Origin of the sequence: Opitutus sp. (assembly GCA_024998815.1) — a bacterium.
Lineage (GTDB): Bacteria > Verrucomicrobiota > Verrucomicrobiia > Opitutales > Opitutaceae > Rariglobus.
In genome coordinates, this window is sequence record JACEUQ010000003.1 from 616,920 (window position 1) to 630,781 (window position 13,862).

At 61.3% G+C, this 13,862-nt stretch carries 15 protein-coding genes; 9 read left to right on the forward strand and 6 right to left on the reverse strand.

Annotated features, from left to right (window positions below; genetic code table 11):
* Positions 1-104 precede the first annotated feature (104 nt).
* Entirely contained in the window at positions 105-818 is a 714-nt protein-coding gene (locus tag H2170_17695; protein MCS6301907.1) for an HAD family hydrolase, read from the reverse strand.
* A gap of 704 nt (positions 819-1,522) precedes the next feature.
* On the opposite strand from H2170_17695, the gene H2170_17700 reads away from it, so the two are divergent.
* From H2170_17700 to H2170_17735, 8 genes are all read left to right on the forward strand, one after another.
* Complete coding sequence (locus tag H2170_17700) at positions 1,523-2,443, forward strand: hypothetical protein (protein MCS6301908.1); 921 nt, start codon at positions 1,523-1,525, stop codon at positions 2,441-2,443.
* Between the two features lie 5 nt (positions 2,444-2,448).
* Positions 2,449-3,102 carry a site-2 protease family protein gene (locus H2170_17705; protein MCS6301909.1) on the forward strand — a complete coding sequence of 218 codons (654 nt, stop codon included), beginning with the start codon at positions 2,449-2,451 and terminating at the stop codon, positions 3,100-3,102.
* Positions 3,103-3,149: 47 nt separating this feature from the next.
* Positions 3,150-3,302, forward strand: coding sequence for a hypothetical protein (locus H2170_17710; GenBank protein MCS6301910.1), 153 nt, complete (start codon positions 3,150-3,152; stop codon positions 3,300-3,302).
* A gap of 68 nt (positions 3,303-3,370) precedes the next feature.
* Positions 3,371-4,297: a 50S ribosomal protein L3 N(5)-glutamine methyltransferase gene (gene prmB, locus H2170_17715; GenBank protein ID MCS6301911.1), complete on the forward strand. Its 927-nt coding sequence runs from the start codon at positions 3,371-3,373 to the stop codon at positions 4,295-4,297.
* Positions 4,298-4,385: 88 nt separating this feature from the next.
* Positions 4,386-5,192: an ethanolamine ammonia-lyase subunit EutC gene (gene eutC, locus H2170_17720; protein ID MCS6301912.1), complete on the forward strand. Its 807-nt coding sequence runs from the start codon at positions 4,386-4,388 to the stop codon at positions 5,190-5,192.
* 412 nt (positions 5,193-5,604) lie between these two features.
* Entirely contained in the window at positions 5,605-5,877 is a 273-nt protein-coding gene (locus H2170_17725; GenBank protein MCS6301913.1) for a type II toxin-antitoxin system prevent-host-death family antitoxin, read from the forward strand.
* Complete coding sequence (locus H2170_17730) at positions 5,874-6,143, forward strand: Txe/YoeB family addiction module toxin (protein ID MCS6301914.1); 270 nt, start codon at positions 5,874-5,876, stop codon at positions 6,141-6,143. Before H2170_17725 ends, H2170_17730 begins: the two co-directional genes overlap by 4 nt.
* A gap of 110 nt (positions 6,144-6,253) precedes the next feature.
* Positions 6,254-7,633 carry an ethanolamine ammonia-lyase subunit EutB gene (locus H2170_17735; protein MCS6301915.1) on the forward strand — a complete coding sequence of 460 codons (1,380 nt, stop codon included), beginning with the start codon at positions 6,254-6,256 and terminating at the stop codon, positions 7,631-7,633.
* Between the two features lie 204 nt (positions 7,634-7,837).
* On the opposite strand, the gene H2170_17740 is transcribed toward H2170_17735, so the two are convergent.
* From H2170_17740 to argF, 4 genes are all read right to left on the reverse strand, one after another.
* Positions 7,838-9,625, reverse strand: coding sequence for a PEP-CTERM sorting domain-containing protein (locus H2170_17740; protein ID MCS6301916.1), 1,788 nt, complete (start codon positions 9,623-9,625; stop codon positions 7,838-7,840).
* A gap of 191 nt (positions 9,626-9,816) precedes the next feature.
* A complete protein-coding gene (locus tag H2170_17745; GenBank protein ID MCS6301917.1) occupies positions 9,817-11,043 on the reverse strand; it encodes an argininosuccinate synthase in 1,227 nt (408 codons plus the stop codon).
* 54 nt (positions 11,044-11,097) lie between these two features.
* Positions 11,098-11,490 (reverse strand): GxxExxY protein, encoded by a 393-nt coding sequence (locus tag H2170_17750; protein ID MCS6301918.1) that lies wholly within the window; start codon positions 11,488-11,490, stop codon positions 11,098-11,100.
* Between the two features lie 28 nt (positions 11,491-11,518).
* On the reverse strand, positions 11,519-12,466 hold the full coding sequence (gene argF / locus H2170_17755; protein ID MCS6301919.1) for an ornithine carbamoyltransferase: 948 nt from the start codon (positions 12,464-12,466) through the stop codon (positions 11,519-11,521).
* A gap of 295 nt (positions 12,467-12,761) precedes the next feature.
* Here argF and H2170_17760 point away from each other — a divergent pair, with 295 nt between their 5' ends.
* The gene (locus tag H2170_17760; GenBank protein ID MCS6301920.1) at positions 12,762-13,133 is read left to right on the forward strand and encodes an aspartate 1-decarboxylase; all 372 of its coding nucleotides are present in this window, start codon (positions 12,762-12,764) and stop codon (positions 13,131-13,133) included.
* A 130-nt stretch (positions 13,134-13,263) separates the two neighbouring features.
* Here H2170_17760 and H2170_17765 read toward each other — a convergent pair whose 3' ends face one another.
* On the reverse strand, positions 13,264-13,860 hold the full coding sequence (locus tag H2170_17765) for a guanylate kinase (GenBank protein ID MCS6301921.1): 597 nt from the start codon (positions 13,858-13,860) through the stop codon (positions 13,264-13,266).
* Positions 13,861-13,862: the final 2 nt, after the last annotated feature.

Below are 13,862 nucleotides of genomic sequence, written 5' to 3' on the forward strand. Positions count from 1 at the left end.
ACCAGATGAGGGAAATTGGCCAGGGACGGCCAATGCTACACGGGATCGGAAATGTAGGGTTGGCCGTCCCGGCCAAGGATTGGTCGGTGCAGGCGAAAGGGCGCTTAGCCGCCCATGCCCAACTGGGCCAGCAGGGAGGGCAGCTCGCGAATGGTTTTTACCGTGAAAAAACGCCCGTCGTTAACCGGCGGCGGTTCGGCGCGTTCATGCTCCCAGGTCAGGTGATAAGGGATGTGCACGCCGGTGCCGCCAAGGGAGAGCACGGGCAGGATGTCGGACTTGAGCGAGTTGCCCACCATCACAAAGCCGGACGCCGAGATCGCGTGGCGGCGCAGGATCGAGGCGTAGGCGTCCGCGTTTTTGTCGGACACAATTTCGGTGTGGCCAAAAAACTCGGCGAGGCCGGATTTGGCGATTTTACGCTCCTGATCGCGTAGGTCGCCCTTGGTGATGACCAGCAGGCGGTGGGTGGAGGCGAGCGCGGCGAGGGTGTCGGCCACGCCGGGCAGCAGCACCACGGGGTGGGCGAGCATGTCGCGGCCCAGGGCGATGAGCTGGCTGATTTCGTTGGTGGAGATGTTGCCGTCGCTGAGCTCGATGGCGGTTTCGAGCGCCGATAGGGTAAAGCCCTTCACGCCGTAGCCGTAGAGATCGAGGTTGCGCATCTCGGTGGCGAAGAGCGTGCGCTCCACCGTGGCGGCGTCGTGGTATTGGGCGAGCATGTGGCGGTAGCGCGCGTGCACGTCCTCGAAAATGGTTTCGTTGTGCCAAAGGGTGTCGTCGGCGTCGAAGGCGATCACGGGAGCATGGGTAGGCATGGCGGGTGGATGGGGTTTGTGCGTCCAAGGTGCGAGGGGAGGGCGGGGGCCGCAAGAGCGGCGACGCAGGGGGGGGGGGGGGGCGGGCACCGTATGGGGGCGTGTTCTTGGGGGCGTCCTTGCGCTCACGCTCAAGGTCACGAACCGGACCCAGATCCGCGAGGAGGGCTATTGCCCTATCTTGAGCCCCGTGGCCTTGAGCGTGCGCTCAAGGTGTTTCCGGCCTCCCGCAGAATCCTTGCGCTCACGCTCAAGGCCACGAACCGGACCCAGATCCGCGAGGAGGGTTATTGCCTTATCTTGAACCCCGTGGCCTTGAGCGTGCGCTCAAGGTGTTTCCGGCCTCCCGCAGAATCCTTGCGCTCACGCTCAAGGCCACGAACCGGACCCAGATCCGCGAGGTGGGCTATTGCCCTATCTTGAGCCCCGTGGCCTTGAGCGTGCGCTCAAGGTGTTTCCGGCCTCCCGCAGAATCCTTGCGCTCACGCTCAAGGCCACGAACCGGACCCAGATCCGCGCGGAGGGTTATTGCCTTATCTTGAGCCCCGTGGCCTTGAGCGTGCGCTCAAGGTGTTTCCGGCCTCCCGCAGAATCCTTGCGCTCACGCTCAAGGCCACACTCGCCCCACCTCCCAGCCCTCCTTCTGCGCAGGTTGGGTATTTACGCGGCGGCACCGCATGCTCAACTTGCCCACTTTCGTCCCTATGAAGTCACTGCGCCTTTTTGCCCTCGTCGTGTTGAGCGTTTCCTCCGCCTGGTTGGCTTCGATGGCCGCAGTGGGCGCGCCTGCGGTGGCGGCACCGTCGACGCCCGTGGAGCCTCACAGCGAGGAGTCGCCCGTGCCGGCGGCGGCTACGGCAGCGCTCAAATCCCTCGTCGAGCGTCAGCGCGACCTGCTCGCCGAGGTGGCAAAAAAAACCACCCACGCCGAGGTCGAGGACCTGCGCGCTCAGTTTCAGGAGCTCATGTTCAACTACGATGACTACCTTAAAAAATACCCCGGGGTGGCCGCCGGCTACGTGAGTTACGCGATGCTCCTCAGTCAGCCGGTGGTTGATCAGCGCAAGCTGGCGGCGGCGATGCTGCTCAAGGCCAACGCCATCGATCCCAACCTTCCTCTGGTTAAAAACCAGCTGGGTAACTACTTGGCCGAGGATGGCCGGCCGCTTGATGCGCTCAACTACTACCTCGCCGCAGTCCAGCTGGCGCCGAATGAGCCGCTCTACCACTACCAGATCGGCGTGCTGCTGACCGAGGGTCGCGAGGAATTTTTGAAAAGCGGGGCGTGGACGCGCGCGACCCTCGACCAGGGCATGCAGGACGCCTTTGAGCAGGCCACCGCGCTCGCCCCGGGCAACGTCGCCTACGCCTACCGCTACGGGGAGTCGTTCTACGATTTGGAGCGCTCCGAGTGGTCGGCGGCGCTGGTATTTTGGCGGGCGCTGGAGTCGAAAGTCGCCAACCCCGTAGAAAAGGAAACCATCCGCCTGCACCAGGCCAACGTGCTGCTCAACCAGCAAAAATTCGCCGAGGTGCTCGCCGTGCTCGAAACGGTCAAGGAGCCCGTTCTGCAGGCGCAGAAGCAAAAGCTGGTTGCGCAGCTCCCCGTGAACTCGGCAAAGTGAGCGCAATGGACACCAGTATCGGCTTTCCGGAGGTGCGCGAGGCGCTCATCCATCTCATCATCATCGTTTCAAGTCTTGCGCTACATGAATGGGGCCACGCCTTTATGGCAGACCGTTTGGGTGATCCAACGCCGCGTTCACAGGGACGCGTGACGCTTAACCCAGTGCCGCACATTGATCTTTTAGGGACAATTATCATCCCGTTTCTGGGGGCGATCGGTTTTTTTGGTGGCTTTGGCGTGATCGGTTGGGCTAAGCCGGTTTGTATAAACCCTTCTTACTTTAAGAGGCGAACTTACGATAGCGCTTTGGTTACTCTTGCGGGACCAGGCATGAATTTAGCAATCGCGCTGGTGGCAACATTCATGGCTGCGTTGAGCCACCGTTTCGCCCCCGCATTTCAGCCTCTTTTGGCCATAGTGGTTTCAGTGAACATTGGCCTACTGGTTTTTAACCTTCTCCCCATTCCACCGCTGGATGGGTCGAAATTTTTGATGTATTGGTTTGGAATGAAAGAGGAAACTTACATGCGCTTTGCCTCATGGGGAACACTCATACTGCTGCTAGCGATTAATCTCTCTCCAAGCCGTATGGTTATAGGCCAGATTTATGGCCTGGCGTATATTCCATTCGCTTTGCTTTACCGGGCATTGACTTAAGTAATATATGCCACGGTTGACCAACAAACCCGGAGTTAATTTCGATTATGTCGGAACACACCTACCTCGCCATGGGTCGGTGGGGCGGATTGATCCTCCTGATCGCCTTCCAGGTGCCGGCCGTGCAGTCGTTTTTCGGCATTCTGCGGGCGATTGTGGCGGTGCCGTTCGTTTTGCTGTTCAACCTATGCGCCGGCTGATTGCGTGCCGGTAAATTATCTCAAGGACCACACCCATCGTGCCTGTCGCCACCACCAAAATTCCTTCGATAAAACGCGCCGCCGCTCCCAAGGCCGGTAAAAAAGCGCCTACTCCGGTCACCCTGAGTGATTGGCTCAAACACGCCATCGCACGCTACAAGGAAACCGGTGCCACCCTCGGCCAGGTCGCCACCAACGCGCATGACGAGGCGCTCTACCTGTTGTTGCGCACCCTCGGTATGCCCCTGGACAGCAAGCCCGCCGTGCTCAAACACAAGCTCACCCCGGCCGAGGTCGGCGCCGTCGAGGCCATGCTTGAACGCCGCCTGGACCAACGTGTTCCCGCAGCCTACATCACCCGTGAAGCGTTTTTGGGCGAGTATCGGTTTTACGTCGATGAGCGCGTGCTGATCCCGCGCAGCTATTTCCTGGAAATCATTCCGCAGCAACTCGATGCCTGGCTTCCCGCGCCCGACAAGGTGCAGCGCGTAGTCGATGTGTGCACCGGCTCCAGCTGCCTGGCCATCCTGCTGGCCCATCACTTCCCCAAGGCCAAAGTCGATGCCGTCGACCTGTCGCCCGGCGCGCTTGAAGTCGCCAAGGTAAACGTAAAAACCCACGAGCTGGTCAAGCGGGTGACGCTTCATCAAAGCGACGTTTTTGACGCCGTGCCGAAGGTGAAATACGACGTGATTTTGAGCAACCCGCCGTATGAACCCACCGCCCATTGCGACGGGTTGCCGGAGGAGTTTCACCACGAACCGCGCATGGCGCTCGATGGCGGCCGCGACGGCTTGGACATCATTCGCAAGCTCCTGCGCCAGTCCCGCGACCGCCTGCAACCCCATGGTGTGGTGCTCATTGAGGTCGGCGGCCTGCAGGACGCGATGGACCGCGAGTTCCCCGAGCTGGACCTTTATTGGATGCACACCGCCGACGGCAGTAATTGCGTGTGCCTGATCCAAGCCAGCCGCCTGCGTGCGTGGAAGGGCTGAGCGCAGTCGCGCTTACGGCCCCTTTAGTTTCACCATCGATTAGGGGCACCTGAACGCAGCGGGCACGATTCCTGCCTCTAAACTGACCATGGAAACCACCGCCGAGGCCGTAGCCGTCCCCGTTTTGGATGCCGGACGCGAGCCGTGGGTCGGGCTGCGACGCTTCACCCCGGCGCGCATTGCGCTCGGGCGCACGGGCGGAAGCCAGCGCATGACCACAGTTCTGGGCTTTCGCCTTTCGCACGCCCGGGCACGTGACGCGGTGATGGCGCCCTTTGATATCGACGGGGTTTGCGCACGGCTGGCGGACGCCGGTTTCGCCGCCCAGCGCATCGCCACCGGCGTTGGGGATAAAAAAACTTATCTCGTGCGTCCCGATCTGGGCCGTCGTCTGGATGTTACGGCGCGCGCGCAGCTCACGTCCCTCGCCTCCGACTGGGGGCCACGCGACCTGGTGATCGTCATTTCAGACGGGCTGGCCGCACAGGCAGCTGAACGCCACGCCGTCGAAACGGTTACTCTTCTCGCCGGGTTGCTGACGGCGGCTGGCTGGACGCTTTACCCGATCCTGCTCGCGCCGTTCGGCCGCGTGAAACTCCAGGACGAGATCGGCGAACTGCTGGGCGCACGGCATTCGCTGATCTTGCTGGGCGAGCGTCCCGGACTGGGCATGCCCGATAGTTTGGGCGCTTACCTTACGCACCGGCCGTGCGCCGCCTGCACCGACGCGGACCGCAACTGCGTTTCCAACATCCGCCCCGAAGGCCTGCCGCCTGCCGAAGCCGCGCGCAAAATCGCCCACCTGCTCATCGAATCCGCCCGGCTCGGACTGAGCGGCGTCGCGCTCAAGGACACGCAGGTGCCCGCCACGCTCAGTCAGCATCCAGCGATTTAACGACCGCGCGCACGATCGGGACAAACACCTCCGCCGCCGGGCGCGAGTGCACCCCGCCCGACTATATCGACGCTTGGCTCACCGGTTACACCCAGCACCGGCGCCTGTCCGCCCGCGAACTCGCCGCGATTCCCACCTTCATCATGCTGCGCCGCCTGTTGCTCGTTGCCTGGATCGGCTCGCACGCCGACACCGCCCAGGCCCAGGCGATGGGCCCGCAATTCACCGACGACACCTGCGAGCTGGCCGAAGCCTACCTCAACAAATTCGACTGAGCGATGAACCACGAACTGCACGAATGGGGCCGATCTCTCCAGCTTTCGAGTGTTTCGTGGTTAACTGGATTGGCGAAATCCTGCACCAGCCGAAAACCATTTCTGGACAGGAAACCTGTTCGTATTAGCCTGTCTCCATGACAACACTTTCTTACACCGAAGCCCGCGACAAACTGGCCAGCGTTTGGGACGAAACCGTCTCCACCCGCGAGCCCGTGGTGCTTGAGCGCCGCGGACACGAGTCCGTCGTCCTCGTGCCGCTCGACGAGTGGCAAGGGGTCGTCGAAACCGCGCATCTTCTTCGTTCACCCGCCAATGCCCGTCGCCTTCTCTCCGCGCTCAAGCGCCTCGAAAAAGGCCAAGGCATCACCCTCACACCCGCTCAACTTGCCGCCCGCGTAAAAGCATGACCGAGCCGACGCGCAGCCTTGTTTTCGACCGCGACTTCCTCGCCGATCTTACCTGGTGGGTTCAAACCGACCGAAAAACCGCCTTAAGAATTCTCGAACTCATCGAAGCCATTCGCCGCGATCCGCACAGCGGCATTGGCAAACCCGAACCCCTCCGCCACCTCGGTTCGGGCGTGTGGTCCCGCCGCATCACCCAAGAGCATCGCCTCGTCTATATGGTCCGCGAAGACCGCATCCTCTTCGCCCAAGCCCGCTACCATTACTAAACCGCCACGGAGTTTTTAGCCCACGAAATGACGCGAAACATAAACCCATCCTTCCCGGTTTCGGGTGTTTTCGTGTGTTTCGTGGGCAACCGGATCGAAAGGTTTTTTCCATGAGTTTCGCCACCACAATCGGCCGTACGCGGCATACGTTTTCCTCACTCGGGGTACTTATGGCCAAAGCCACGCCGCTGCGCTCGGGCGACGTGCTCGCCGGGGTGGCCGCCGCCTCCGCCGAGGAGCGCATCGCCGCCCAGCTTTGTCGCGCCGACGTTCCGCTTGCCCGGTTCCTCGAAGACCTGCTCATCCCCTACGAAACCGACGAGGTGACCCGCCTCATCATCGACACCCATGACCGAGCCGCCTTCGCCCCGGTCGCCGGGCTCACAGTGGGCCAGTTCCGCGACTGGCTCCTTCGTTACGAGACTGATGCGCCCGCACTCTCGGCACTCGCCCCCGGACTCACACCCGAGATGGTCGCCGCCGTGGCCAAGCTCATGGGCAACCAGGACCTCGTCCTCGTTGCCAAAAAATGCCGCGTCGTCACCGCCTTCCGCAGCACCATCGGCCTGCCCGGACGCCTCGCGGTGCGACTCCAACCCAACCACCCCACCGACGACCCGAAGGGGATCGCCGCCTCAATTTTGGACGGGCTGCTCTACGGCTGCGGCGACGCCGTTATCGGGATCAACCCCGCAACCGACAGCGTGGCGGCGATGGAAACGCTCCTGCGGCTGATTGACGAACTCGTGCACCGCTACGAAATCCCGACGCAGTCCTGTATCCTCGCCCACGTGACGACCGCACTTCAGGCGATGAGCCGCGGCGCTCCCGTGGACCTGGTTTTCCAATCCATCACCGGCACCGAGGCGGGCAACAAAAGCTTCGGCTTCCACCTCGGGCTTTTGGCCGAGGCCCGGGCCGCCGCGCTCTCGCTCCAGCGCGGCACGGTGGGCGACAACTGCATGTATTTTGAGACCGGCCAAGGCTCCTGCCTGTCCGCCAACGCGCACCACGGCCTCGACCAGCAGACCTGCGAAACCCGCGCCTACGCCGTGGCCCGCGCCTTCAAGCCGCTGCTGGTGAACACGGTGGTGGGCTTCATCGGCCCGGAGTACCTCTACGACGGTAAGCAGATCATCCGCGCCGGCCTGGAAGACCATTGCTGCGGCAAACTCCTCGGCCTGCCGATGGGCGTCGACGTGTGTTACACCAACCATGCCGAAGCCGACCAGGACGACATGGACACGCTGCTCACGCTGCTGGGTGTGGCGGGGTGCAACTTCATCATGGGCGTGCCCGGGGCCGACGACATCATGCTCGGTTACCAAAGCACCAGCTTCCACGACAGCCACTACTTGCGCCAAGTGCTAGGCCTGCGCCCCGCGCCCGAGTTCGAGGCATGGCTGGAAAAAATGCGTATCGCCACCGGCGGCCGCCGCCTACTGCCGGTGGACGGCCAGCATGCGCTGCTTGCCGCCCAGACACCGTGATTCACGGCCTGGACGGCCAAACCGGACGGAAGGACGTTAGTGCAACCATCGCCACAAGTGGCCCGACGTAGCGCAGACTTCCAGTCTGCATCCTCGTTCGGATCAGACCGGAAGTCTGCGCTACTTTAAACGGATACCGATTAAACTAAATGATCTAAGCGACTGATTGCGGCCAAGTTGCCTCAACTTGACCGCGCTGTGGAATTAGTGACCGGCGCGGCGGCGGCGGGAAAGGGCCAGCCCCAACACGCCCAAGCCGGCAAAGGCCGCATAAGTGGACGGCTCGGGGATGGCGGAGGTCGAAGTCACTTCAAAGACACCGATCGAGCCCGCCGAACCAGGATCACCGTGGCCTTCAAACCCGACGATCAGCAGGTTTTTTCCTGTCGTATTCCCCGCCGCTCCAGCAGCTAGGAAAAGCATCGATTCAGGAGAGATATAGACGCCACCACTGGCCCCATCGGTTAAGCCCGTGATCGGGTTAAAATAGCCTACAATGGTGACCTTGCTAGGGTCGCTGATATCGGTGATGTCGAATTGAAAAATGCCGTTTTCACGCTCGTTACCCACGAATACAAAGTCCTTGCCATCGAAGCTACCGAAGGCGAGGGCCTCGGGCTCGGGCCCTTTGTCATCGGAACGAGTGTCGAAAAGCCCCGGATCACCTTTGCTCATATTGAACGAGTCCGGGTTGTTAGCGGCGACATACTGCTCGATCATGGAGGCGGAATCGAAGGCGAGCGCGCCGGTCTCGGCATTCCAGATGGAAAAGCTGCGTGTACCCAGCATGGTGGGCGTGTCGATGATACCGTCGGCATTGGTGTCGCCCTGATCCTTGAGCAAGTTGAGGCGGCCAATGCCGGTGTTGTTGGCAAGCGCTACGACCTCGGGCGTCGCAGTCGTGTTAGTGAGAAGCGTCGCGCCACGGGTGATATCGCCGTCGTCGCCGCGAGCGTCACCTTCGTTGGCGGTCACCAGGTAGGTGGTGCCATTGCGCTCGAACTTGGTGATGGTGTCGGGCATCGGCATGCCGGCGACCGTGTCGTTGATGGCAATGGCTTTGCCCTGAGTTGATCCCGAGCCGGCGCCGTCGCGGTCCGAGGCATCGATGGTCTGGGTGATGGTGCCGAGCAGACTGATCTTGGTGTATTTGCCGGTGGCCAAGTCGAGGGTGGCGATGGCGTTGGCCTCTTGCAGGGTCACGTAGGCCGTGGTGTTGCTGGCGGTGATGTATTCGGGCTCCACGTCGGCCGCGTTGGCCGTCTTCACGGTGAGCGTGTCGAGGCGGTTGTTGCGCAGGCCGTCCAGGGTGACGCCCGCGCCCAGGTTACCGGCACTGAAGTCGTGGGTGCTGACCGCGGCGTTGGTGAGCGCTCCCAGTGTGCTGGCGTAGTTGGACGAGTTCACCCCGGAGAGGTTGACGACACTCACCGAGCCTGGACGGGCGAAGGTGCCATCGGCGGTGGTGCTGACGAATTCACCTTCGTTGGCGATCAGCAGCTTGCTGCCATCGGGCGTGATGGTCACGGAGTCGGGATGGTAGCCGACATCAAGCGTCTTGAGGATGCTGCCGCTGGTCTTGTCGAAGATCGCGATGCGGCCGAAGTTGGTTGATCCCGTCGCAGTGGGGATCACCGTGGCAACACCGAAGCCGCGGGCGTCGTTGAGCACGCTGGAAATGGAAAGCGTAGCGCCAGCGGTGCCGTAAACAGTATTGAGGTCGATCGTGCTGGTGGCCGACAAAACGGCATTCGAACCCAGCGTATAGGCCTGAATGGAGTGGTTGGCCGGGACTTCCGCTGCAACAGGGTTCGTCGTAGCTGCCTTGAACGCGATTGAGTTGGTGGAGAGCAACGAGTCCCCGGCAAAAGAGATGATTTCACCGCCGTTGGGCAGGGCCACGCCCGAGAGAAAAGAGATATCAGCGAAAGCCGAGACAGGCAGTAGTGCGCACGAAGCGCCCTCGAGGAGGGAGTTGAGTTGGATTTTCATGCGAAAGAACCCAACCGTTACCAGCGCTCAAATTTAGCGCCATAAACCTATTGTAATAATAAGGTAACGCCGTAACCGAATTGCCATAATCCGGCCCAATACTTCTCGCAGGTGCCGGCCTGCCCGCACAAAAAAGGCGCGCCCTGAATGGGCGCGCCTTGTAGCGGATAAAACTAATCTGGCCCGACCGCTCAGACCTTCGGGCCGCCTTGGGCGAGGCTGCGGGCGCGCAGACGCAGGCCGTTGAGGCGGATGAAACCGGTCGCGTCGCTCTGGTTGTACCAGCTCTTCACGCCTTCCATCGACGCGATCTTGTCGTCGTAGAGCGAATACTTCGACTTGCGGCCCGTGGTGATGATGTTGCCCTTGTAGAGCTTCAACCGCACGGTGCCGGAAACGAACTTCTGGCTCTCGTCGACGAGGGCCTGCAGGGCCTCGCGCTCGGGGGCGAACCAGAAGCCGTTATAAACGAGCTCGGCGTACTTCGGGATGAGGCTGTCGCGCAGATGCTCGACCTCGCGGTCGAGGGTCAAGCTCTCGATCTGCTTGTGGGCCTGCATGAGGATGGTGCCACCCGGGGTCTCATAGACGCCGCGGCTCTTCATGCCAACGAAGCGGTTTTCCACGAGGTCAACGCGACCGATGCCGTGTTTACCGCCGAGCTTGTTGAGGGTCTTGAGGACCTTGCCGGGGGTGAGTTTCTTGCCGTTGACGGCGACCGCGTCGCCCTTCTCGAACTCGATCTCGACGTACTCGGCCTTGTCGGGCGCGTCTTCAGGGGAAACGGAGAGTTTGAACATCTCCTTGTTCTCCTTCGTGGTCGGGTCGAACCAGGGATCTTCCAGGATGCCGGCCTCGTAGGAAATGTGGAGGAGGTTACGGTCCATCGAATAGGGCTTCTTGAGCGAGGCCTCGACGGGGATCTTGTGCTTGGCGCAGTAGGCGATCATCTCGGCGCGGCCGGGGAATTCAGCGCGGTAGCTCTCCATTTTCCACGGGGCGATGATATCGAGATCGGGGGCGAGCGCCATGTAGGTGAGCTCGAAGCGGCACTGGTCGTTGCCCTTGCCGGTGGCGCCGTGGGCGACGGTGTCGGCCTTTTCCTTGCGGGCGATGTCCACCTGGGCCTTGGCGATCAAGGGGCGGGCGATGGAGGTGCCCAGGTAATACTGGCCCTCGTAAACCGCGTTGGCGCGGATCATCGGGTAGATGTAGTTTTTGGCGAATTCCTCGACCAGATCGAGGGTGTAGTGCTTGGAGGCGCCGGTGGCCTTGGCCTTCTTGTCGAGGCCCTTGAGCTCTTCCTCTTGGCCGACGTCAGCGGCGAAGGTGATGATCTCCGCGTCGTAGGTTTCCTTGAGCCACTTGACGATGACGGAGGTGTCGAGACCTCCGGAGTAGGCGAGAACGATTTTCATAGGTAAAAAAGAGAGAGTTGAGTGAAAGAGTTTTTAACCGCGAATGGACACGAATTAACGCGAATGATCGGACAGGACGATGCGTTCCCACTCAAGCTTGGCACGCTTGAAATTAATAATAAGCCCGACCTTCAGCTTGGTGATTCGTAGATAGCTGATCATTTGCCCCCGTTCGTGATCGGTGATGCCATCAATCGCCTTGGCGTCCACGATCACCGACTCGAATGCGATCAAATCGGGGATAAATTCGGCGACTTGCACGTTTTTATAGAGGACCGAAAAGCGCTTTTGCTGGTCGTAGGAGATACCGCAGAGTCCGAACTCCACCACCAGCGCATTTTCATAAGGCTTTTCATGCAGCCCATGCCCGAGCTCCTTTAAAACCGAGAATGCGGCACCGATAATGCGATAAACCTCATCCGCCTGGATCAGATTATTCGCGGCCATTAGCGTCCATTCGCGGTTACAAAACGGCTCAGGCGCGCGGTTGTTGGGCGAGCACGGCCATGATGGCCTTCTGGGTGTGCAGGCGGTTTTCGGCCTGGTCGAAAATGATCGAGCGCGGGTTATCCAAAACCTCTTGGAATACCTCTTCACCGGAGTGCGCCGGTAGGCAGTGCATGAAGTAGGCGTCGGGCTTTGCGGCAGCGAACAGCGCGCCGGTGACCGCGTAGGGTGACATCAGGGCGATGCGCTGTTTGCTTTCCTCCTCTTTGCCCATGCTCACCCAAACGTCCGTGTAAACCACGTCGGCATCCTTCACCGCTTCAAACGGGTCGGTGGTGAACTGGTAGTTCTGGGCAAAGCCCTCCTGCTTGAGCAGCGCGTTGATTTCCGGGCCGGGCTCGAAGCCCTTGGGGCCGGCGAGCGAGATCTTCATGCCGAAAAGCGCCGCGCCAAGGATCCACGAGTTAGCCATGTTGCAGGCCGTGTCGCCCAAAAACGCAATCTTGCGGCCCTTGAGCGAGGCGAGCAGATCGCCGCCCTTGGGTGCCCAGCGCTCGGCCATGGTGAATGCGTCGGTGTAAATCTGGCAGGGGTGCAGGAAATCGGTGAGCGCGTTGATCACCGGAATCGTGCCGCTGGCGGCCAGGCGCTCGACCTCGCTGTGCTCGTAGGTGCGCACGATCAGCCCGTGGACGAAGCGCGACAGCACCTTGGCGGTGTCCTCAACCGACTCACCGCGCCCAAGCTGGATGTCGTTTTTGTTAAGGAAGAGCGGATTGCCGCCGAGCTCGTGCACGCCGACCTCGAAGGAGACGCGGGTGCGTGTGGAGGACTTGGAGAAAATCAGAGCCCAGGTCTGGTGCTCGAGCACCGGCGGGGTGTGCCGGCCACGTTTGGCTTTGAGCTCTCGGGCCAACGCAAAAACTTCAGCCACCTCGTGGGGCTTGAAGTCCGTCTCTTTGAGGAAGTGCTTCATGGAAAAATGAAGCGGATATGCGTAAGTCATCCGCTTGGCTCCGACGAGAGCAAAATTCGGGCCGCCTTGGCCGCTGGGCGTAGCCCGTTTTTAGGCGCTGCGCAGCGAGGCGCTAGAATCCAGCGGGTTAACTGTTGGGGGCGGGAGCCCCTTTGGCTCACGCTCAAGGCCACACGCGGGGTGGATTCATTCTAAAGCTTCGCCTGCGTGGATCCGACTGAGGCTACCCGATTCCGTGCCGCGAACCTGATCTTGCCCCGGGCGGTTTTCCCCCTACACGTTTTCTTTTTCGCCCGTGTATCGCACCTTTCTCAAGACCAAGCTTCACCGCGCAACCATTACCGCCGCCGATCCCGATTACGAGGGCTCGGTGACGATTGACCGCGAACTTTGCCGCGCCGCCGGTCTCCTCGAATACGAGCAGGTTGACGTGCTCGATATTAACAATGGCGCGCGTTTCACCACCTACGTGATTTACGGCGCGGCCGGTGAAATTCAGGTCAACGGAGCCGCCGCGCGCTTGGTGGCGCCGGGCGATCTGGCGATCATCATCGCCTACTGCCGGCTGCCCGAGGATCAAATCGCCGGCCACCAGCCGCGCGTGGTCCTGCTCGGCCCAGGTAACAAAATCAACAGCAGCCAACTGCACTCGCTGCATCAGCCGTAAGCGGACGCGGCTGCGGGAGCGTGGAGAGGATTGGCTAATCGTACTCCTGCTCCTACTCGCGGGAGTACGGCGGTAATTTCAGGCCAAGAACGCGTAGGAGTAAGAGAACGAGAACGATTTCGGCGGTCGCTTAGACGGCATCTTCGGCCCGTGTCTGCACTTGGCGCCAAATCGCCAGCAGTGCCGCAAAATCGTCTTCCCGGTTGCGGCTCTCGACCACGAAATCAAATTTACCGATTTCCTTCAGTTCGTTCGCGGCCGTTTCCATGCGATGGGCGATCTCCGCCTCGCTTTCGCCGCGTCCGGTCAGGCGCACGCGCAGCTCGGGAATGGGGACATTGATGAAAACCGTGCCCATGCGTTTCGCGAGCAAGGGGGAGGCTTGGGCCGCCTTGCAGAAGCTCTCCACGCCCTGCACGTCGACGTTGATGATCAGGCTGCGCCCGGCCTGAAGGGGATCGAGCACAGCGGAGGCCAAGGTGCCGTAGCGGTTGCCGGTCTTGTGCACCCAGGCCCATTCCAGAAACTCGCCTGCAGCGACCTTGGCGTCGAATTCTTCCGGGGTGAAAAAGTGGTAATGCACGCCGTTAACCTCGCCGGGACGCGGGGCGCGCGTGGTGGTGGTGACAATACGCTCAAACCCCGGGACCTCGGCGACCATGCGTTCGCACAAGGTGGTTTTGCCAGAGCCGGCCGGACCGGCGAGAACGAGGAGAACAGGCGTCATGG